Source organism: Streptosporangium sp. NPDC000095 (assembly GCF_042899335.1).
Taxonomy (GTDB): domain Bacteria; phylum Actinomycetota; class Actinomycetes; order Streptosporangiales; family Streptosporangiaceae; genus Streptosporangium.
On the sequence record NZ_JBIAZS010000022.1, the window covers coordinates 68,961 to 89,764 of the forward strand.

The 20,804-nt window shown below is 69.5% G+C and carries 18 protein-coding genes; 12 read left to right on the forward strand and 6 right to left on the reverse strand.

Features of this window, described 5'->3' with window-relative positions; translation table 11 throughout:
- Window positions 1–434 precede the first annotated feature (434 nt).
- The gene (locus ACFY3V_RS35310) at window positions 435–1,637 is read left to right on the forward strand and encodes a CaiB/BaiF CoA transferase family protein (RefSeq protein WP_389779515.1); all 1,203 of its coding nucleotides are present in this window, start codon (window positions 435–437) and stop codon (window positions 1,635–1,637) included.
- A 63-nt stretch (window positions 1,638–1,700) separates the two neighbouring features.
- On the opposite strand, the gene ACFY3V_RS35315 is transcribed toward ACFY3V_RS35310, so the two are convergent.
- The 3 genes from ACFY3V_RS35315 to ACFY3V_RS35325 are packed head-to-tail and all read right to left on the reverse strand — an operon-like array spanning window position 1,701 to window position 5,096.
- A complete protein-coding gene (locus ACFY3V_RS35315; protein WP_362902939.1) occupies window positions 1,701–2,957 on the reverse strand; it encodes an MFS transporter in 1,257 nt (418 codons plus the stop codon).
- Window positions 2,958–2,967: 10 nt separating this feature from the next.
- The gene (locus ACFY3V_RS35320) at window positions 2,968–3,996 is read right to left on the reverse strand and encodes an acyl-CoA dehydrogenase family protein (RefSeq protein WP_362902937.1); all 1,029 of its coding nucleotides are present in this window, start codon (window positions 3,994–3,996) and stop codon (window positions 2,968–2,970) included.
- Window positions 3,996–5,096: an acyl-CoA dehydrogenase family protein gene (locus ACFY3V_RS35325; protein WP_362902935.1), complete on the reverse strand. Its 1,101-nt coding sequence runs from the start codon at window positions 5,094–5,096 to the stop codon at window positions 3,996–3,998. Before ACFY3V_RS35325 ends, ACFY3V_RS35320 begins: the two co-directional genes overlap by 1 nt.
- Window positions 5,097–5,448: 352 nt before the next feature.
- On the opposite strand from ACFY3V_RS35325, the gene ACFY3V_RS35330 reads away from it, so the two are divergent.
- From ACFY3V_RS35330 to ACFY3V_RS35350, 5 genes are all read left to right on the forward strand, one after another.
- Entirely contained in the window at window positions 5,449–6,996 is a 1,548-nt protein-coding gene (locus tag ACFY3V_RS35330) for an AMP-binding protein (protein WP_389779518.1), read from the forward strand.
- Between the two features lie 63 nt (window positions 6,997–7,059).
- Window positions 7,060–8,193 (forward strand): acetyl-CoA C-acyltransferase, encoded by a 1,134-nt coding sequence (locus ACFY3V_RS35335; protein WP_362902931.1) that lies wholly within the window; start codon window positions 7,060–7,062, stop codon window positions 8,191–8,193.
- Between the two features lie 23 nt (window positions 8,194–8,216).
- Complete coding sequence (locus ACFY3V_RS35340) at window positions 8,217–9,362, forward strand: acyl-CoA dehydrogenase family protein (RefSeq protein WP_389779521.1); 1,146 nt, start codon at window positions 8,217–8,219, stop codon at window positions 9,360–9,362.
- A 19-nt stretch (window positions 9,363–9,381) separates the two neighbouring features.
- On the forward strand, window positions 9,382–10,146 hold the full coding sequence (locus ACFY3V_RS35345) for an SDR family NAD(P)-dependent oxidoreductase (RefSeq protein WP_389779523.1): 765 nt from the start codon (window positions 9,382–9,384) through the stop codon (window positions 10,144–10,146).
- A 50-nt stretch (window positions 10,147–10,196) separates the two neighbouring features.
- Entirely contained in the window at window positions 10,197–11,099 is a 903-nt protein-coding gene (locus ACFY3V_RS35350; RefSeq protein WP_362902925.1) for a LysR family transcriptional regulator, read from the forward strand.
- On the opposite strand, the gene ACFY3V_RS35355 is transcribed toward ACFY3V_RS35350, so the two are convergent.
- Complete coding sequence (locus ACFY3V_RS35355; protein WP_362902923.1) at window positions 11,044–11,937, reverse strand: LysR substrate-binding domain-containing protein; 894 nt, start codon at window positions 11,935–11,937, stop codon at window positions 11,044–11,046. The genes ACFY3V_RS35350 and ACFY3V_RS35355 overlap by 56 nt on opposite strands.
- Before the next feature lie 294 nt (window positions 11,938–12,231).
- Between ACFY3V_RS35355 and ACFY3V_RS35360 the strand changes: the two genes are divergently transcribed.
- The 3 genes from ACFY3V_RS35360 to ACFY3V_RS35370 are packed head-to-tail and all read left to right on the forward strand — an operon-like array spanning window position 12,232 to window position 15,597.
- The gene (locus ACFY3V_RS35360; RefSeq protein WP_362921746.1) at window positions 12,232–13,236 is read left to right on the forward strand and encodes an LLM class flavin-dependent oxidoreductase; all 1,005 of its coding nucleotides are present in this window, start codon (window positions 12,232–12,234) and stop codon (window positions 13,234–13,236) included.
- A 39-nt stretch (window positions 13,237–13,275) separates the two neighbouring features.
- The gene (locus tag ACFY3V_RS35365) at window positions 13,276–14,391 is read left to right on the forward strand and encodes an acyl-CoA dehydrogenase family protein (RefSeq protein WP_362902919.1); all 1,116 of its coding nucleotides are present in this window, start codon (window positions 13,276–13,278) and stop codon (window positions 14,389–14,391) included.
- Window positions 14,392–14,403: 12 nt separating this feature from the next.
- Window positions 14,404–15,597 (forward strand): acyl-CoA dehydrogenase family protein, encoded by a 1,194-nt coding sequence (locus ACFY3V_RS35370; protein ID WP_389779526.1) that lies wholly within the window; start codon window positions 14,404–14,406, stop codon window positions 15,595–15,597.
- A gap of 67 nt (window positions 15,598–15,664) precedes the next feature.
- On the opposite strand, the gene ACFY3V_RS35375 is transcribed toward ACFY3V_RS35370, so the two are convergent.
- Together ACFY3V_RS35375 and ACFY3V_RS35380 are read right to left on the reverse strand one after the other, a co-directional pair.
- Entirely contained in the window at window positions 15,665–16,849 is a 1,185-nt protein-coding gene (locus tag ACFY3V_RS35375; RefSeq protein WP_389779528.1) for an FAD-dependent oxidoreductase, read from the reverse strand.
- On the reverse strand, window positions 16,836–17,906 hold the full coding sequence (locus ACFY3V_RS35380) for an amidohydrolase family protein (protein WP_389779530.1): 1,071 nt from the start codon (window positions 17,904–17,906) through the stop codon (window positions 16,836–16,838). The genes ACFY3V_RS35375 and ACFY3V_RS35380 overlap by 14 nt, the downstream gene beginning before the upstream one ends.
- Window positions 17,907–18,215: 309 nt before the next feature.
- Between ACFY3V_RS35380 and ACFY3V_RS35385 the strand changes: the two genes are divergently transcribed.
- The 3 genes from ACFY3V_RS35385 (at window position 18,216) to ACFY3V_RS35395 (ending at window position 20,705) form a co-directional block, all read left to right on the forward strand.
- Window positions 18,216–19,019 (forward strand): IclR family transcriptional regulator, encoded by an 804-nt coding sequence (locus ACFY3V_RS35385; RefSeq protein ID WP_350948862.1) that lies wholly within the window; start codon window positions 18,216–18,218, stop codon window positions 19,017–19,019.
- Window positions 19,020–19,144: 125 nt separating this feature from the next.
- Window positions 19,145–19,459 (forward strand): non-heme iron oxygenase ferredoxin subunit, encoded by a 315-nt coding sequence (locus tag ACFY3V_RS35390; protein ID WP_362902913.1) that lies wholly within the window; start codon window positions 19,145–19,147, stop codon window positions 19,457–19,459.
- A gap of 61 nt (window positions 19,460–19,520) precedes the next feature.
- A complete protein-coding gene (locus ACFY3V_RS35395; protein WP_389779533.1) occupies window positions 19,521–20,705 on the forward strand; it encodes an NAD(P)/FAD-dependent oxidoreductase in 1,185 nt (394 codons plus the stop codon).
- The last annotated feature ends 99 nt before the right edge of the window (window positions 20,706–20,804 follow it).

A 20,804-nucleotide genomic window follows, 5' to 3' on the forward strand; every position in this document is an offset into this window, starting at 1 on the left:
GCGATAGATCCTGTCACACCGGGGGAACCCCGGCCGATGGCTGCGGAAGCGTTTTCCGTCACTCCTGGCCGGCGCCTCGGGCTCGCCGTTCGGAAGGTGCCGGATCTCGCGATCACGGATTATGAATCTACATCGTAAAGGGCGTGGGCTGATGAAGAACGCCAGGGCGTACGGAGGTGTTCCGACTGTCGGAACTGTGAGGAGTGCGGTGCGGACAGCCACATTAGTGTCCGGACGTGACGACCGGCGACGCGGTGCAGGCACTCGTCGATCGTGTGGGCCGGCCGGAACGCGAAGAAAGGCGCTCGCGCGTTCGTCGGGCGCGGGCCTTCGGACTTCACCGATTCCTGACCATGCGGTGACATACCACCAAGCTGGAAAGGAAGACCGGTCCACCGGGCGGCGTCGGTACGGAGGGAAGGGAACAGTCACATATGTCAGGTCCTTTGGAAGGCGTCAGGGTCATCGACCTCGGCCGGGTCGCGTCGGCGCCGTTCGGAGCTCTCATACTGGGCGACCTCGGCGCGGAAGTCATCAAGATCGAGGATGTCAACGGCAGCTTCGACCGCCGGATCGGGCAGCCGAGCCGTAACGGTGTGGAGGCCTTCTTCATCAACACGAACCGGGGTAAGAAGTCCATCGCCCTGGATCTTCGTTCGCCCGAGGGGCGCGAGGCCGCACTCACGCTGATCGCTGATTCGGACGCGGTGGTCGCGAACTTCCGGCCGGGTGTGCTGACGGCGATGGGCCTGGACTACGAGGCGATCCACGCTCGCAACCCGCGGGTCGTCGTCGCCGAGATCACCGGCTTCGGGGAGAGCGGCCCGTACCGGGACATGCCCGCGTTCGATCCGGTGATCCAGGGGCTGGCCGGCATGATCGCCCTGCAGCGGCCGGCCGCCGGCGGGCCGCCGGACGTCATCCACAACATGATCGTCGACAAGATCACTTCGCTGTTCGCCGCCAACGCCATCAGCGCGGCCCTCTACGCGCGCGAGCGCACCGGTCTGGGGCAGCGGCTGGAGATTCCGATGCTCGACTCGGCCGTCTACTTCCTGTGGCCCGAGGGCATGGCGGACCAAACGTTCGTCGGCGACTTCGAGGCCGGCCGGATGGGGGTCAAGACGCTGCGGCTCACCGAGGTCGCCGACGGCTTCGTCGTCTACATGGCCATCGCCCTGAAGCAGCGGCTCGGTCTGCTCGACGCCGTCAACCGGTCCGACCTGCGCACCGACCCGCGGTTCGCCACGCAGAGCGAAATGATCAAGCGTGAGAATCTCGACGCGCTCGAAACGATCGTCCGCGAGGAGGCGTTGAAGTTTCCCAAGGAGGACTTCATCAAGCGCATGAACGACGCGGGGGTGCCCTGTGGGCCGGTGTTGGAGACCTCTCAGGTGGTGCGCAACGAACACGTCGAGCAGGTCGGTCTGCTGCGTCAGTGGACACATCCGGTCGGTGGTGAGGTGCGTTCGCCGCGCCCGCCGGTCCGGTTCAGTGACACCCCGGCCGATCCGACGCTGGAACTGCGCCCCTTGGGGGGCGACGGTCCTGATCTGTTGCGCGGCAGCGGCTACAGCGAGGAGCGCATCGCCGAACTGATCGAGGCGGGCGTGCTCAACCCGGGCGAGTCGCGGTAACGTCCGCGTGATCACGGCGGCACGCCGGAGCCGCCTGCGCTGCGCCGGTGTACGAGGGCCGGATCAGGCGGCCGGGGAGGAGTCCGGGCCGAGCACCGCCGGTCGGCACAGGTAAGCGGCGCCTGCGATGACGACGGCGGCCACGATCAGTGACGTCGGCAGTCCCGCCGTGTCGGCGAGTACCCCGGTGGCGGTGGTGGCTATCGGGCGTACACCGAGGAAGGCGAGGAACCACAGCGCCATCACCCGGCCCCGGACCGAGTCCGACGCCTTCTCCTGGATCAGCGTCGTGACGCAGATGAAGGCGAGGGTCATGCCGATACCGCTGAGTCCGAACGCCCCCAGCGCCACCGGCGGGATCCAGGCGACCGCGAGCGCGAGCAGCCCCACCGCCATCAGCAGCATGCTGGCACCGGTGAGACGTTGCATGCTGACCCAGCGGCGGATCACCCCGAACAGCAGGAAACCCACGCAGGCACCGATGCCGAAGCCGGACGTCAGCCAGCCCGCCAGCGCGGAGCCGCCACCGAGGTCGGCGGCGATCGTCGGGGACAGGGTCACCGACGGTTCCGCGGCGACCCCGATCGCCGCCACCGCCAGCAGCAACGCCGGCAACGGCGCATGGTCGCGGACATAGCGCAGCGACGCGGTCACCGACAGGTCGTCGGTATCGGTACCGACGGGTGTGGTGGCCCGCCGCACCCGCAGTGTCAGGACCGCGACAGCGTGGATGAGGTATCCCGCCGCGGCCACCAGCAGTGCCGCCACCGGTCCCAGATGCAGGGCCAGGAACGCGCCCGCCGCCGGCCCGATCGCCCGGGACAACGTCATCGGCACGCTACTCAACGCCATCGCCGCCGGCATCTCGCCGGGGCGGATCAGCAGCGGGATCATCGTCTGACTGGCCGGGCCGACGAGCACCAGACCGAAGCCCATCAGCGCCGCCGAGACGCACATCAAGACGGTGCCCTCGACGCTGCCGACCGGATCGAACGCCCACAGCCAGATCGCCATCGTCAGCGGCCCGACCGCCGACACCAGCCGGCCCAGCGCGATGAGCCGGCCGAGATGCCGGCGGTCGGCGAGTTTGCCGCTCAGCAGTGAGAAGATCTGCGGGACGTTCTGTGCCACGACCACCAGGGCGACGACGGAGGCGGAGTCGGTCAGTTCGTACGCCAGGATCGCGGTGACGATACTGAAGATCCACAGTCCGGTCGCGGCGCACGTGTTGGTCCAGAAGTACACTCCGTAGCGCGCGTCGAACATCAGCCGGTAGGAGCCCCGGGGGCGTGCCGTGCCGTGTAGTTTCGCCGTGGACACCGTGTTCCGCCTACTCCGCGACAGCGGTCAGCAGCGCCCACGTACCGCCGGTGCCGCCGGTGAGGGCGGCATCGGTCAGCCAGTCATCCCAGTGACGTACCGCCCCGAACTCGGAGCGCCATGCCAGAAGCCGGGTGGTGAACAGGTGGAGATCGTGTTCCGCGGTCGTGCCGATCGCCCCGTGCACCTGGTGGGAGTTGCGCACCACCACCGACGCCGCGTGCCCGACGCAGGAGCGCGCCACCGCCACCGCGAACAGGGCCTCGTCGGTCAGCAGCGACTTCGTCGCGACCCGTACGGCGGCGTCGGTCGCCGCCCGTGCCAGCGACGTCTCCGCGGCGAGATCGCTGACGAGCTGCTGCACCGCCTGCAGTTTCGCCAGCGGGCGTCCGAACTGCACCCGTTGCGTGGTGTGCTCGACGCACAGTTCGAGGATCTTCTCCATCGCGCCGCACATCTGCACCGTACGTGCCAGTGCTCCTCGCAGCCGGAACTCGGCGACGACCTCGTCGGCGATCGGAACCCCAGCGAGCCGGTCCGTGGCCACCGTGACATGGTCGCGGGGTTCCCCGGCGAGGTTGCGCCCGGGACGCAGGGAGACCTCGGCAAGTGCCACGTCCGCGGCGTACCAGGTGCCGCCGTCGGACCAGAGCACCACCAGCGACCGCACGTGGCGAGCCCAGGGCACGGCGGTGGCCGTCCCGTCGGCGTTCAGCACGCACGCCGAGCGCAGAGCGTTGTCGACGGGGAGCCCGGCCGTCTCCAGCAGCCAGCCGGCCAGCAGATCGTGTTCGGCCAGCGGCACCGTCGCGGCGTGTTCGGCGGCGGTGGCGAGCAGTGCCGCCGCCTCCGGCCAGCCCGCGCCGCTGCCGGAGTCGGACTCGCGGCCGGTCAGCCGGGTCAGGCCCAGCGATTCCAGGGTGTTCCACAGCTCGGCGTTGAAGGTGCGCTCGGTGGTCCGTGGACCGGCGGTCCGCGTGTGATCCTTGAAGACCTGCCGCATCATGTCGAGTAGTTCGGCGTTGTCGTGGCCGGACATCAGCGCATCCCCAATCCGCGGGCGATCACGCCGCGCAGTACCTCGTTCGTGCCGCCGCGCAGTGTGAAACCGGGCCGTTGGATCAGGCTCTCGCGCAGTAGTCGCTCGTAGCGTTCGGCGCCCAGTGTGTCGTCCGAGATCAGGTCGGCGAACTCCGCCAGGTCGCCCTCGGTCGTCGTGCCGAGTAGTTTCACCAGCGCCGCCGCCGTGTCCGCGGGCTCGTCCCGTTGCAGGGCGCCCGCCACCGCCAGCGACATGCGGTGCAACCCGGTGAGCCGGGCGAAGAGCCGTCCCAGGTTCGCGTCGCGGCGTAGTGAGCCGTCGCGCATCCCGTCGATGACCTCGGTGAACAGCTGGTAGGTCGAGAGCAGTCGCTCCGGGCCGCTGCGTTCGAAGCCGAGTTCGTGGTTGACCTGCTTCCAGCCCTCACCGATGGTGCCGAGCACCGACTCGTCGGTGACCAGCACGTCTTGGAGGAAGACCTCGTTGAAGTGGTGTGAACCGCCCATCGACACGATCGGCCGGATGTCGACACCCGGCGAACGCAGGTCGACGATGAACTGGCTCAACCCCTGGTGACGGTTCTTCGGGTCCTGCGGGGCGGAGCGGGCCAGTACGAAGAAGGCGTGTGAGCGGTGCGCGTTCGATGTCCACACCTTGTTGCCGGTGATCTGCCAGCCGCCGTCGACCCTGACCGCCCTGGTTCGTACGCTGGCCAGGTCCGAGCCCGAGTCGGGTTCGCTCATCCCGATACCGAAGTACGCCTCGCCGGCGGCGATCTTCGGAAGGTAGCGCTGTTTTTGCTCCTCGGTACCGAACGCGAGCAGTGACGGCGCGATCTGCCGGTCGGCGATCCAGTGCGCCGCGACCGGGGCGCCCGCGGCGAGCAGCTCCTCGGTGACGACGAACCGTTCCAGATGGGTGCGGCCCCGGCCGCCGTACTCGGTAGGGATGGTCATGCCGATCCAGCCGTGGGCGGCCAGCGTTCGGCTGAAGTCCTCGTCCCAGCCGGTGAGCCAGGTGTCCACCCCGGGGGTGAAAACGCCTTTCTGAGCGATCTCTCGGAGGAAACTTCGAACCTCAAGGCGGAGAGCCGTCATCTCTGACGTCTCCTCCAGAGCCGGAGGGACAAGATTGCCGAGCACCGTGCCTCCCTGATCGGTGGCAGTTTTTTCGTGAAAAACGCGTGAGGATCCTCAAAGCGCGTCGCCGCCGACTACAGCACACCGTTTATCCGGGTGACAAAGACGTTCTCGCAAACAATCGGATAGGAGCGACCTATGAGAGCGCCGAATACGTCCGCGTTCTTCGACGCCATAGGCGGCGCCTATCCGAATGTTCGACGGTTGCTCTTTGACGTTCCGGTGGCTCGTGCCGTGAACTGCTGTCGAGGATGGTCGGCTGGAGAGACGTCAAGGTCTGTGCGCCTTCGGCGGAAGGGAAGTGTCAGGCATGTCGAGCAGCACCGCAGCCGCCCCCGTCGGTTTCGCCGCCGTCGCCGCCGCCGATCCGGATCGTGTCGCCGTCATCGACACCGACGGCACGTCGATGACCTTCGGCGAGCTGGCGCGGCGGGTCAACCAGCTGTCCCGGGCACTGCGGGAGAGCGGCCTGCGGCCCGGAGAGTGTGTTGTGGCGATGCTGCCCAACCGGCGTGCGTACTACGAGTTGCGGCTGGCCACCTTCCAGGTCGGGCTTTACTTCACCCCGGTCAGCCACCATTTCACCGCGGCGGAGATCGCCTACATCCTGCGGGACAGCGGCGCCGGTGCCGTCGTCCTCGACGCGTCACTGATCGACGTCGTCGCGCCGGCCCTCGCCGAGGTGGACCTGGATCCGCGGCGGCGCATCTCTGTCGGCGGTACTCCCGGCTGGGTCGACTACGAGGCACTGCTGGCCGGGTATTCGACGGCGCCGCTGGAAGATCCGATCGCCGGTGAGTACATGGGCTACACCTCCGGCACCACCGGCCGTCCCAAGGGCGTCCGCAAGGGGTTGTCGGGGAGGGCACCCGCCGTGTCGGCGTTCACCCTCGGATTCATGGGGCGCCTCGGGATCCGTCCCGGCCGTGAGGTACACCTGGCGGCCGGCCCGCTGTACCACGCGGGACCGGGCACGTTCTCGTTCATGGCCCTGCAGTTCGGGCACACCGTCGTGGTCGCCGAGCGTCCTCGTCCGGAGAAGATCCTCGCCCTCATCGAGCGGCATCGGGTGTCGGTGACGTTCACCGTGCCGACGGTCGTGCATCGGCTGCTGCGGTTGCCCGAGGAGGTCCGCGCTCGCTACGACGTGTCCAGTATGCGTGCCATGGTGCTCTCCGGAGCGTCGTGCCCGCCGGAGGTCAAGCGGGCCGCCATCGCCTGGTTCGGGCCGGTCGTCTGTGAGTTCTACGGCACCACCGAGGGGTCGGCGGCCGCGCTGAACTCCGAGGAGTGGCTGAGCAAGCCGGGGAGCGTGGGACATCCCCTGCCGGGAATGCGGCTGCGGATCCTGGACGCCGACGGCGTCGAGTTGCCCACCGGAGAGATCGGCAACGTGTACTTCATGCCGCCGGTGCCGTTCGAGTACCACAACGATCCGGACAAGACCGCCTCGGCGATGCGTGACGGGTTCTTCTCCGCCGGTGATCTGGGTTACCTGGACGCCGACGGCTGGCTGTACATCGTCGACCGGCGCGTCGACCTGATCCTCTCCGGCGGAGTGAACGTCTACCCCGCCGAGATCGAGGTGGCGTTGATCACCCACCCGGCCGTCGCCGACGTCGCGGTCATCGGCGTGCCCGACCCCGACTGGGGGCAGCGGGTCGTCGCCGTCGTACAGCCCGAGCCCGGTACGCGGGCCGGCGACGCGCTCGCAGAGGAGCTCACCGAGCACTGCCGAGCCGTGCTGGCCGGATACAAGGTGCCCAAGGCTTTCGAGTTCCGTGGGGAGCTGCCCCGCAACGGTGCCGGCAAGCTGCGGCGCAGCGAGGTGCGAGAGACGTTCCTCGCCGATGAGTGAGATGAGTGACGAGTCGCACCACACCGTCGACCGCCGCGAGGCCACGATCGTAAGGGAAGAACCATGAGAGACGCGGTGATCGTCGACGCGGCCCGTACGCCGGTCGGTAAGCGCAACGGTGCTCTGGTCGGCCTGCATCCGGGTGATCTGTCGGCGTGCGTGCTGCGTGCGATCGCCGAGCGCAACGGCCTTGAACCCGCCGAGATCGACGACGTGGTGTGGGGCTGCGTGACGCAGGTGAGCGAGCAGTCCGGCAACATCGGGCGGGTGTCGGTGCTCAGCGCCGGGTGGCCCGAGTCGATCCCGGGCACCACCGTCGACCGGCGCTGCGGCTCGGGACAGCAGGCCGTGCACTTCGCGGCGGCGTCGGTGATCGCCGGGCACTACGACATCGCGATCGCCGGTGGCGTCGAGTCGATGAGCCGGGTACCGATGGGCTCCAACGTGCAAGACGGGCAGCAGTACCCGGAGTCGGTGCTGGAACGCTACGGCGTCGGCGGTTTCAACCAGGGCATCGGCGCGGAGCTGGTGGCCCAGAAGTGGAAGCTGTCGCGCGCCCGGCTCGACGAATACTCGGTGCGTTCGCACCGGCTGGCCGCGACGGCGATCGACGCGGGAGCCCTCGACGCGCAGCTCGTTTCGGTGAACGGGCTGCTCACCGCCGACGAGGGGGTGCGCCGGGGCAGCACCACCGAGGTGCTGTCCGGGCTGCGCACCGTGTTCCGCGAGGATGGTGTGATCACCGCCGGTAACTCGTCGCAGATCTCCGACGCGGCGGCGGCGTTGCTGATCACCACCGGTGAGCTGGCGGCGGCGCGAGGTCTGCGGCCGATCGCCCGGATCCACACGGTGGCGCTGGCCGGCGACGACCCGGTGATGATGCTGACCGCGCCGATCGAGGCGACCGCGAAGGCGCTGCGCCGGGCGGGCCTGAGCATTGACGACATCGGCGTCTTCGAGGTCAACGAGGCGTTCGCGCCGGTGCCGCTGGCCTGGCAGGCCGAGACCGGGGCGAGGACCGAGCGGCTGAACCCGCTGGGCGGGGCGATCGCGGTCGGGCACCCGCTGGGCGCCTCCGGCGGGGTGCTGATGACCCGGATGGTGCACCACATGCGTGACAACGGCATCCGTTACGGCCTGCAGACGATGTGCGAGGCCGGCGGCCTGGCGAATGCCACGATCCTCGAACTGCTGTAGACGGCGCTGGAAGAGACGAGACGATGAAGAGCACCCTGTACGGCCCCGATCACGAGGCGTTTCGCGCGACGGCGCGTGAGTTCCTCAACCGGGAGGTCGTGCCGCACTATCTCGACTGGGATGAGGCGAAGATCGTTCCCAGGGGCATCTTCCACAGGCTGGGTGAGCTGGGCGTGCTCGGTGTCCAGATCCCGGAGGAGTACGGCGGGGGCGGGCAGGACAGCTTCCTGTTCTCGGCGGTCTGGATGGAGGAGACCCAGCGCGCGTACGTGAACCTGGGCGGCCTGGCCGTGCACATGAACGTCGTGCTGCCGTACTTCCTGTCGTACGCGAACGAGGAGCAGAGGCGGCGCTGGCTGCCCGGCATGGCGTCCGGCGAGCTGATGACGGCGATCGCGATGACCGAGCCGGGAACGGGTTCGGACCTGGCCGGTATCGCCACCACCGCGCGGCTCGACGGTGAGCACTGGGTGCTCAACGGGGTGAAGACGTTCATCACCGGCGGTATCCACGCCGATCTGGTCGTGGTGGTGGCACGCACCGGCCAGGGCGGCGGACGTCGCGACGGGTTGTCGCTGCTGGTGGTCGAGAAGGAGATGGCGGGCTTCACCCGGGGCCGCAACCTCGACAAGGTGGGTCTGCGCACGCAGGACACCGCCGAGTTGTTCTTCGACGATGTCCGGGTGCCGGCGGCGAACCTGCTCGGTGAGGAGGGCGGGGCCTTCGGCTACCTGACCGGCAACCTGCCGCAGGAGCGTCTCGGTATCGCCGTCGCCGCGCAGGGCGCGGCGGAGGCGGCTTTGGCGGCGGCGCTGGAGTACGTGGCGAACCGCAAGGCGTTCGGTGTGCCGGTGGCGTCGTTCCAGAACACGAAGTTCGAGCTCGCGTCGTGCGCGGTGGAGATCGAGGCGGGCCGGGCACTGCTGGAGAAGGGCCTGGCGGAGCACGAGGCGGGCGAGCTCGGCCCCGTCGACGCCGCCAAGATCAAGATCTTCTGCACCGAGATGCAGTCCCGTGTCGTCGACCGCTGCCTTCAACTGCACGGCGGATACGGCTACATGCGCGAGTACCCGATCGCCCGGCTCTACGCCGACGCCCGGGTCACCCGCATCTACGGCGGCACCACCGAGGTACTCAAGACGATCATCGCGAAGTCGTTCGGGCTCTGACGGTCACAAGGGGAAGACATTGAATCTCGATGGACTCAACACGGCCGTCACCGGGGGGGCGTCCGGCCTCGGCCTGGCCACCGCCCGCCGGCTGATCGCCGCCGGCGGGACGGTCACCGTCATCGACCTGCCCACCTCCGACGGGGCCGCCGTCGCCAAGGAGCTGGGGGAGCGGGCGCACTTCGCGCCGGGCGACGTGACCGACCCGGAGTCGTTCGCCGCCGCCCTCGACGTCGCCGACGCGCGCGGCGGGCTGCGCGGGCTCGTGCACTGCGCCGGGGCGTCCCGCAAGGTGCGCGTCATCGACAGGGAGGGCCGCCCCGGCAGCCTGGAGGACTTCGAATGGACGATCAGGCTCAACCTGATCGGCTCGTTCAACGCGTTGCGCCTTGGCGCGGAGCGCATCGCCCGCCAGGAGGTCGTCGACGGTGAGCGCGGCGCGATCGTGATGACCGCCTCGGTGGCGGCGTTCGAAGGTCAGATCGGCCAGATCCCCTACACCGCGTCGAAGGCCGGCGTCGTCGGCATGACCATCGTCGCCGCCCGCGACCTGGCCGGCCGCGCTATCCGGGTCTGCACCATCGCCCCGGGCATCATGGACACACTGCTGCTGGCCCGGTTGCGCGACGACGTCAAGAAGTCGCTGGAGGCCACCGTGCCGAACCCGGCCCGGCTGGGTCGCACCGACGAGTTCGGGCAGCTCGCCGCCACCATTTTGGAGAACGGCTACCTCAACGGAGAGACCATCCGCCTCGACGGCGCCATCCGGATGGCACCCCGCTGACGTGCCGGCTCACCGTGGTGGGGCGCGTGCCGGACAGTAGGGTTCTCGGAGTGGACCTGCATAACCTTGAGTACTTCCTCGCGGTCGTCGACCATCAGGGCATCAACGCCGCCGCGGAGAGCCTGCACCTGTCCCAGCCGACGATCTCCCAGTCGATCCGCGGCCTCGAACGCGAGCTCGGCACCGAACTGTTCCACCGCATCGGCCGGGGCATGGTGCTGACCTCGGCAGGGCACTCCCTGGTCGGCCCTGCCCGGCAGATCCTGCGCGACGTCGTCGCGGCCGAGAGCTCTGTGGTCGACGCGGCGGGCCGGCTGCGCGGGCGGCTCGACATCGTCGCGTACGCCACCTTGTCGGCCGGGTCGCTCGCCGAACTGATCGGCCGGTTCCGGGAACGTAGTCCCCGGGTGCACATCCGCATCGGTGACCTGCAGGACGAGGAGGCCGCCGCATCGCTGATCGTCGACGGGCATTGCGAGATCGTCGTCTGCTATCTGCCCACGGCGACCGGTGGGTTGGACACCTTGCCGCTGGGTGTGCAGGAGTTCTGGGCGGTCTTCCCGCCCGGCACCGAGGTGTCGCGGGCCGATCCGCTGCCGAGGGCCCAGTTACCCGACGTACCCCTGATCGTCGTGCCGCCGGGCAGCTCCTGGGCGACCGAGATCGAACGCGCGGTGACCGCGGCGGGGCGGTTGCGCCGGCCCGCCGCGATCATCGCGCACCGGGAGGCTCGGCTCGCGTTCGTGCTGGCCGGGCTCGGCGGAACCTTCATGGAACGATCCACGGCCGAAGCCGCCGCCGCCCGTGGGGCGGTGGTCCGGGCGGTCGACCCTTGTTTCAGTCGCCCCTACGGGCTGCTGTTCGACCCGGAGGCGCTGTCGCCGGTCGGACGGGCCTTCATCGAGCTGGTACGGGAGCAGGTGGCGGATACAGCCGCCGCACACAGTCGATGAACGCCTGCGCGGCGGGTGACAGCGCTCCCGGCCGGAACACCAGGCCCACCGGACGCTCAAGACGCGGCGTCGTCGAGCGCACCACGACTCCGGTGACCTCCTGTTCGGCCACCTGGCGCGGCAGCAGGGTCGCCCCGGCGCCGTTGGCCACCAGCGCCCAGATGGCCTGCCGGTGGACGCACTCCACCACGACCTGCAACGTCACCCCGGCCGGTACGGCGTGTGCCGCCGCCCGGTTGGGTCCCGCCGCCCCCTCAAGGACGAGCGGGATCTCGGCGATGTGGGCCACCGGCACCGGATCGGGCAGCCGTTGTGCCAGCGCGGGTGGCAGCACCAGGCAGATCTCCTGGGTGAACAGCTCCATGGACCGCAGCGTGTCGCTGCGCACCGGCAGTTCGGAGAGTCCCAGCTCGACGCCTCCCTGGCGGACCATGGACACCACCCCGGCCGGACTGCCCGGGTCGCTGACACTGACCAGCACTCCGGGATGCTCCCGGTTGAACGCGCTGACCAGCCGGGGCAGTGGTTCGACGGCGAGGGTGGAGAGCGCGGCCATGTCGAGGCGTCCGCTGCGCAACTCCCGTACCGCCGCCACCCGCTGCCGGGCCCGGACCACGTCGGCGAGGATCCGGCGCGCCGACACCGTGAACGCCTCTCCCTCGTGGGTCAGCCGCAGTTGCCGTCCGGTCCGGTCGAACAGTTGCACGCCGAGCCGGCGTTCCAGGGTGCGGATCGCCTGTGACAGCGACGGTTGCGCGATGTAGAGCGCCTGCGCGGCCCGAGTGACCCCACCGTGATCGACAACGGCGATGAAATACTCTATGAGCCGGAGATCCACGCTGACACCCTACTGTCGCCCGGGGCCTGAATCCCGTCGGCATCCCGTCGGCGTCGCCGAGTTCCGTCCGGCGGCGACCGGAGCCGTGCGATTCAGAAAACAGCGCGCCATCTGGCCGGAAGCGCGACAGGAGAATCCGTTCCAGTCGTTGGAACAGAAACACGGCCCCGCTACGTCGGCAACTAGTTTGCATTCGAGTCACCAGTCCGGCCACCGGGAAACGCCATGTCGACGTTCCCGGCCGGCCCGTGCCGTGCATGTGTTTGCGGGCGCCGAAAGAGCAAGGGCGTTGCGATGGAGATCTGGCAGGTCAATTTTCCCATTCCAGGTCGTACCGGCCGGATGGCCAAACGGGCCGAGGACGCGGGCTGGGACGGTCTGGCTTTCGGCGACACCCAGTGCCTCACCGGTGACGTGTTCGTCGGCATGGCGCTGGCCGCGGAGGCCACCGAACGGCTGCTGGTGGCCCCGGGTATCTCCAACCCGGTGACCCGTCACCCGTCGGTGATGGCGGCGGCGGTGCAGTCGGTCCACGAGGCCTCCGGCGGCCGGGCCGTGCTCGGCATCGGCCGCGGTGACTCGTCGCTGACCTACATCAACCGCAAGCCCGCGAAGCTCGCTGACTTCGGTACGTATGTGCGCCAGGTACGCGGTTACCTGCGCGACGAGATCGTCGACCTCGACGGCTTCGAGAGCCGCTCGGAGTGGATCGGCAGGTCGACGCTGCCGCCGGTGCGTGTCGACGTGGCCGCCAGCGGCCCCAAGGCCATCGCGATGGCCGCTCGTGAGGCCGACGGCATCATGTTCGCCCTCGGCGCCGACCCGGAGCGGATCGCCGCCGCGATCGCCTGGGCCCGGCAGAGCCGCGCCGAGGCGGGCAAGGATCCCGCCGACCTCACCTTCGGCGCCTACATCAACGTGATGACCGGCTACGACGTCGAAGCGGCCCGTTCGATGCTGGCCGGCGCGGTGCTGACCATCGCCCGCTTCTCCGCCACCGCGCGGTTCGCCACCGAGGATCCCGCGCTCCAGGAGCAGTATCGGCGGGCCGCCGAGGCGTATGACCGGATCCACCACGCGAGCAGTGTCAGCGGACACGGCACGGTGCTGGAGCCCGAGTTCATCGACCGCTTCGCCGTGGCCGGGCCACCACAGGCGTGTGTCGACCGCCTCCAGGCGCTCAAGGCCGCCGGACTCGACCGGGTGGTGGTGCTGATGGGCGCCCGCGACGGCGACCGCGAGGTGGTGAACGCCGGTTTGAAGCTGTTCACCGAGAAGGTCCTGCCGAACGCGCGGTGAGCAGCCGTCGGCCGGTCTCCGCTTGAAGAAAGGTGCTCCATGTTTGTTCTTTCCTCGTCCGCCGAGGACCAGCTCATCGCCGAGACGGCGCGTCGGCTGGCACTCGGCCCCGTGGACCAGGCGGCACGTGAGGTGGACAGGACCGGCGTCATCGCGGAGGGGCTCTGGCGCCGGCTGCGAGACTTCGGCTTCACCGCCCCGGTGGCCGAGCATCTCGGCGGCACTCCGAACGCGGTCACGCAGCTGCGCGCCGTCGAGAACCTCGCCTACGGCGACCCGGGCATCGTGGGTACCGCCGTCCTGGCCGGTGGCTCCACGTTGATCATCGACGCCGCCGGCACCGGGGAGCAGCGGAACCGCTGGCTCGCCGGGGTCGCGGACGGGGCGCGTCCGGCGCCCGCCCCGGCCCTCTACGAGCGCCACGGCCTGCCGCCCGAGGAGTACGACACCACCATCACCGCCGAAGGCGACGGCTGGCGGGTGCGCGGCACCAAGTACGCGGTGGCGCTGCTCGACGGTGTCACCGAACTGCTCGTCGTCGGGGTGGACTCGCAGGGCGGTCTGCGCGCCGCCGTCGTCGGCCTCGACCGGGAGGGCGTCGACACGAAGCGTGTCTCCGGCACCTCGCACATCGCGCTGAGCGCGGCGCGACTGTCCAGGGTCCACCTCGATGTGCTCGTCGCGGCGGACGACCTGCTCGGCGGCGTGGACGCCGACGCGCGGTCACTCGCGTTCGCCGTCGCCCGGACTCGGCTGCTGGCGCCGGCGGTGGCGCTCGGTGGCGCGAACCGGGCCCGGGAGTACGCCACGAAGTACGCGACGGAGCGCATCGCGTTCGGCAGGCCGATCTTCGACTTCCAGGGAATCTCCTTCACCCTCGTCGACGACCAGATGCGGCTCGACGCGGCCCGGCTGGGCCTGCTGTCGGTGGCGAACGGGCTTGACCAGGGGCGCGAGAAGGCACTCGCCGACGTCGGCCGGATCGTCAACGAGACGCACGCCGCGGCGACCGAGGCGACCCGCAACGCCATCCAGGTGCTCGGTGGCCACGGATTCCTCACCGACCACCCGACGGAGCTGTGGTACCGCGCTGCCGCGCTGCTGTCGACCCTGGACGCCGACCCGTATTTCGCGAGCTTCGCGCCCGCGGTCTGAGAGGTAACCACAGTGACGCTCGCCTTTGAATTCAGCCCGGAGCTGCAGCGCTACGAGCGCGAGCTCAAGGAATGGTCGGTGGCCCGGATCCGGCCGCACGCGCGCCAGGCCGACACCGACCATCGGCCGCCCGCGAACTACCGGGAGATCTTCGAGACCTGCCCGGTGAAGATCAGTAAGCACGTCGCCAAAGGCCGCGACAACGACCTGCCGAAGTTCCCCGACGGTGAGCTGATGCGGGTGATGGCCCAGTACGAGGGCCTCAACTACGGCGACACGTGGGCGCAGAGCTACGTGAGCGGCGGCATCGGCCACGTCGTCGTCAGCCTGCTCGGCACGCCGGAACAGATCGACCGCTGGTACGAGCCGGTGGTGCGCGGTGGCGGCGTCACCGGGTTCGGTCTCTCCGAGCCGGGCGCGGGCTCCGACACCAGCGGGCTGGCGACCAGGGCCGTCCGTGACGGCGACTCGTGGGTCATCAACGGTTCGAAGATCTTCTGCAGCCACGCCGCGTCCGCCGAGTACGTGGTGGCGTTCGCCGTCACCGATTCCGAGAAGGGCATCGCCTCGGCCGAGGCGTTCGTCATCGAAAGGGGCACCCCCGGCCTGGTGATCCTCAAGGAGAACGAGGACAAGCTGGGTCTGCGGGCGTGGGAGACCACCCAGATCGGATTCGAGGACTGCGTCGTGCCGTTGGAGAACCGGCTCGGCCACGACCCGTCGGCCGGCACGAACGGCGCCGGTGGCGCCCGCCTCAGTGCGCTGTCGGTACTGAACCAGAACCGGCCCAACGTCTCCGCCTTGTCGACGACGGTGGCGCAGGCCGCCCTCGACCTGACCGGTGAGCTGCTGCACGAGCAGCGGCTGGGCTTCCGCGCCGACCGCTGGTCGCTGATCCAGCGCGAGCTGGAGGGCATGGCCGCGGCCCTCACGCGTAACCGGCACCTGAACCGGTACGCCCAGTGGATGCGGCAGCACGACCTGCAGAACCGCGTCGAGGCATCGATGGCGAAGGCGTTCGGCCCGCCCACGTCCGAGCGGGTGGTGCGGCGCTGCATGCAGCTGCTCGGGCCGGAGGGCACCAGCACCGAACTGCTGCTGGAGAAGTGGTACCGCGACCTGAAGATCCTGGACATCTTCGAGGGCACGGGTCAGATCCAGCGCGTCATCGTGGCCAAGGATTTCGCCAAGAAGGCTCGGGGCTGACCCGGCGCAACGCGAATCGGCCGGTTCCCCGCCCCGGGGAACCGGCCGATTCGCGTTGTCGCGCCGGTCAGTTCTTCAACGTCGGGGTCTTCGTGTCATAGCCGGCCTTCAGGAAGCGGCGCAGCAGGTCCCGATCGCCGACGACGCGCCGGAACCGTTGCACCTCCCGGTCGAGCCGTCGTGGATCGTCCATGTTGAAAACGAACTGCTTGAACTCCGACGACAGCGGTGAGGCGTGCTCGGTGAACGCCTGGCGGCGCAGCTGTGAGTAGCGGTCCAGCACGGCCGGGTCGTCGGCGTCGATGATCACCCGGGTCAACGTCTCGATCAGCGTCCACACGTCGAAGAACCCGCCGGCGAAGCCGACCGCCGACGACGGGTTGGTGACGTGGGCGGCATCGCCCACCAGTATGCCCCGGCCGACGCGGAAGCGGTCGGCGACCCGTTCGTGCATACGGAACGCCGACCAGGCGTGCACCTCGATGTCGTCACCGCCGGGCAGTGCCCGTTTCAGTGCCGCGGGAATCCGCTGCGCGATCTCCTCCACGGGCAGGCGCAGCGATTCGGCGTAGGTGTAGCGCCACAGGCCCTCACCGTCGATCTCGGCGACGAGCGCGCCGTCGATCGGGTCGATCATGCCGGTGCAGCGCTGGACACCGAGGCCGGCGAAGTCGTAGGTGATGTTGGTGGCGACGAAGCTTTCCGGCCAGGTCATGCCGGGGAAGCCGAGGCCCATGCCGCGCCGGACGACACTGTGGGCGCCGTCCGCCCCGATGACCCAGGAGGTGCGGTGTCGCAGATTCCCCTCGGGGCCGCCCGCGACGATGGTGGCGCCGTGCTCGTCGAGGGTCACCTCGGTGGCCCGGCTACCCCAGTGCACGGTGACATTGGGCAGCTTGGTGGCATGCCTGAGCAGGATCTCGGCCAGCCGGTCCTGTTCCAGGTGCAGGTTGAAGGGCCGGTTCACCTCGTCGCCGAGAACCCCGAGGTCGAACCGGAACGTCTCGCCGGTGGCGGTGACCCGCAGTGACCAGGAGTCCTGGACGAGGCCGGCGCTCAGTACGTCGTCGAGGATGCCCAGCCGGTCGAGGCCGTCGAGGACCGACCAGTGGATGATCATCGCACGGGGGGCTCGGACGACGTTGCTCGCGGCTTCCAGGACGGTCACGGGGATGCCGGCCTGTGCCAGGCCGAGTGCGGCGAGCAGCCCGATCGGGCCACCGCCGACTACGGTCACGTCATCGCGCGTCATCGCGTTCCTTCTCCACTGTCGAGTCCGCTGTTGAGGGATCACCGCTCCGCCCGGTGAGCAGGGCCACCGCGTTCGCCGAGCGCAGCGCGCCTGACTCGTCGTCGGTGATGGTCCCGTCGCGACGGGCCGTCTCGATGTCTTCGGTCGCGGTATGGATCTGGCGGGTGATGAACGGGTGGTCGGTGCCGGTCATCACCCGGTCGGCACCGAACCGGTCGATGATCAGACGCAGGTGCCCGGGATCGAAGGTGAGCGAGTCGACCCAGAACCGGCGGATGGCGGCGGCCAGGTCGATGGTGTGGTCGACGTCGCCGAGGCGGGCGCCCCTGGCCAGCCGGGGCCAGGCCCAGGGCAGGGTGCCGCCACCGTGCGAGAGCATCACCCGCAGCCTGGGGAAGCGCTGCATGACCCCGCCGAAGATGAGCGCTCCGGCGGCCATCGCCGTGTCGGTGAGCATGCCGAGGCCGAAGTCGTAGGGCTGACCGCGTCGGCGGATGGCGCCGCCGCCGCCGTCCATCGGGTGGACGAACACGATGGTGTCGGTGGCTTCGGCCGCCGCGAAGAAGGGGGTCAGCGCCTCGTCGTCGAGTTCGAGGCCGTTGACGGTGGTGCCGATCTCGACACCGGTCAGTCCGAGCGTGCCGGAGAGGTGTTCGAGTTCCCTGACGGCGGCGGCGGGATCCTGCAACGGTACGGTGCCCCAGGCGGTGAGCCGCCCGTCGGAGGCCCCGGCGGTCTGGGCGAGGGCCTCGTTGAGGGCGCGGGCGTAACGGGCCGCGGGTTCCGGCTCGGCGTCGTAGACGAGGGTGACAGGTACGGGGGAGATGACCTGGTGGTCGATGCCGGCCTCGTCGAGTTCGCGCAGGCGTTCGGTGACGTCCCAGAGGCTGGGGCGTACGCGCCGGAAGAGCGAGTCGCCGATCAGGATCTGACCTTCGGTGTCGCCGGTCCGAAGGCGTGGCCACCGGGGGCCCGCGGTCTCGTCCGGCCAGCCCGGCAGGTGCCCCGGGAGGAAGTGCGCGTGGACGTCGACAGTAGGCCGGCGTTCCTGCCCCATGGTGCCTCCTCCGCTGCGGGCGCGAGCAGGCGATGGTCGTCGCCGGGAGACGGTTCGGCTCCCGAGGGTCGCACTGCTGATTGATCCATTTACATCCGGGCATGTTAGGGCATCCGGAAATCGGTTGCGGAGATTTGTTCCAACCACCGGAATCTCCCCGGGGCCGGGTAACGTGCGTCACACTCTCCGCAAGATCCGCTGTGACTGTGTTATCCTCCACGAAACATGCAGGAAACAATGCGGGATTTTTGTGGAAAAAGGGTCTCGGCGTAGCTCTACCAGGCCGGATCAAGCTCGACGGGGGTGCCGATGGCGGAATTCGAATCGGTGGATCCCGTCGATGGGGATTCCCCTTCCATTCTCACCAAGGCATTCGATATTCTCCGGGCTTTCAGTGCCGACGACCGAGTAATGACCTTGAGTGAACTCGCGCGTGCGGCCGGATTGCCGAAATCCACGGTGCACCGCATCATCGCCCGCCTCATCGACCTGGGCGCCATCGAACAGCACCGGCGCGGCTACAAGATCGGCCTTGGCCTCTTCGAGATGGGTGTGATCACGCCGGCCGGCAGCATGCGGGACAAGGCGATGCCGTTCCTCGCGGCACTGCACCGGTGGACCGGGCTGACCGTGCACCTCGCCGTGCTGCGCCAGTTCGACGTCGTCTATCTGGAGAAGTTCGCGTCCGCGAACTCACCGGTCACCGTTTCCCGGGTCGGCGCGCGACTGCCCGCGAACTGCACCGCGATCGGTAAGGCGATGCTCGCGTGGGAGAACTTCGAGGATCTCGAGGCGTTCCTCCCCTCGCCGCTGCCGCGGCTGACGCCCGCGTCGGTCGCCACGATCGACGAACTGCTCGTCGAGCTCCGTAAGATCCGAGCCGAGAAGAGCGCGCACGAATCGAACGAGTCGCAGGCCGGTGTCGCCTGCATGGCCGTTCCCGTCATCGTCCAGGACGCCGCCGTCGCCGCCGTATCGGTCGCCTACGACTCGGCCACCCGGCTCGACTTCAAGGTCGAGGGCGCGTTGCGGCAGACCACCGCCCGGATCGCCGCGGCCTGCCGCATGGGTCTGGCCAACGGTCACTCACACTGGTTCCCCCGCGACTACTGAAGCACCCCCGGACGGGGTTCTTCGGCACGGATGTTCCGGTTGCCGGGACACGCTGTCGGAGTCGGCACCCATGGTGCCCGACAATCGGCGGCGTAGTAGACCGTGAGCGGCGACAAGGGGGACTGATGGAATGGCGTTTGGCCTGTGGTGTCGATGACCTGGAGCCGGGGACGTCCATGACGTGGAAAGGCGCGGGGGAGGAGCCCATCGCGATCTACCGCACCGAGGACGGCGAGTTCTATGCCACCCACGACGTCTGCACGCACGACAGATGGTCGCTCGGCGAGGACTCCGACCTCGAAGGCGCCGAGATCGTCTGCCCGCTGCACATGGCCCGCTTCGACATCCGCACCGGTGCGGCGCTGTGCCTGCCCGCGACCATCGGCCTGAAGACCTACGAGGTCCAGGTCGAGGACGGCAAGGTCTACGTCCAGTGCTGAGGGTTCCGGTGGCTGGCACCGGCACTTCCCGGCCATCGTGCCCTGCACGACGATGTCCGCCATGGGAATCCTGATCGTCGGGGCGTCGATCGCCGGAGTGCGAACCGCACAAAGCCTTCGCAAGTCCGGATTCGCCGGCCCCGTCACCATCGTGGGGGCCGAACCGTACCTTCCGTACGACAAGCCCCCCGTATCCAAGGACATGATCCTGCCGGAGACCGACGGCGCCCCGGTTCCCCTGCTCGGCGCCGAGGAACTCGACGCCCTCGGCGTCGACCTGCGCGTCGGGGTACGCGCGGTGGCGCTTGATCCGGTGGCCCGCGTCGTCGTCACCGACACCGGCGAGGAACTGGGCTACGACATCCTGGTGATCGCCACCGGTGTCTCCCCGCGAACGCTGCCCGGTGCCGAGGGACTGATCGGCGTGCACACCATGCGCACCGTCGAGGACGCCCTCGCCGTGCGCGCCGCGCTGCCCGCGGCCCGGCACGTGGTGGCGATCGGGGCCGGATTCATCGGGGCCGAGTTCGCCTCCGCGGCGAGGTCGCACGGCGCCGACGTGACCGTCGTCGAGGCTCAGCCCGTGCCGCTCGCCCATCTGCTCGGCGCGCGGGTCGGGGCGCTGCTGGGCGGCCTGCACGAGGCCAACGGCGTCACCCTGCTGACCGGAACGCAGGTCGAACGCTTCGAGGGCACCGGCCGGGTGACCGGGGTGACCCTCGCCGACGGCCGGACCCTGCCGGCCGACCTCGTCGTCGTCGGCGTCGGCGCGACCCCGGCCACCGGCTGGCTCGCCACGTCGGGGCTGCCCGTCGACGACGGCGTCGTCTGCGACGAGCGGCTGCGGGTCCGTGGCTTCGACGGCGTCTACGCCGCCGGTGACGTCGCCCGGTGGCCGCACCCGATGTACGGCGTCGAGATGCGCATCGAACACTGGACCAACGCCAACGAGCACGCCGAGATCGTCGCGGCGGCGGTCACCGGTGCTCCCGCGCCCCGTGTGCGGCCGCCGTACGTCTGGTCCGACCAGTACGGCCATCGGATCCAGATCGTCGGCCGACCCGGCCTCGGACGAGCGGTGCGGGTGCGTACCGCCGCCGACGACCACCAGGTCGCGGCCGTCTACGCCGACGAGGACGGCACGGTCGTGGCGGCCGTCGTCGTCGACGATCCCCGGCTGCTGATGAGGTTACGCCGCGCCGTCATGGCGCGCACACCGATCGACGCGCTCGACGCACCCTTCTGACACCGACCCGCATCGCCTCGCCGACCGGCGATCGGCGGCGCCCCACCATGTCGCACGCGCGTTCCCACCCCCTGCGAGGCGGCGGATCACGCGACGGGC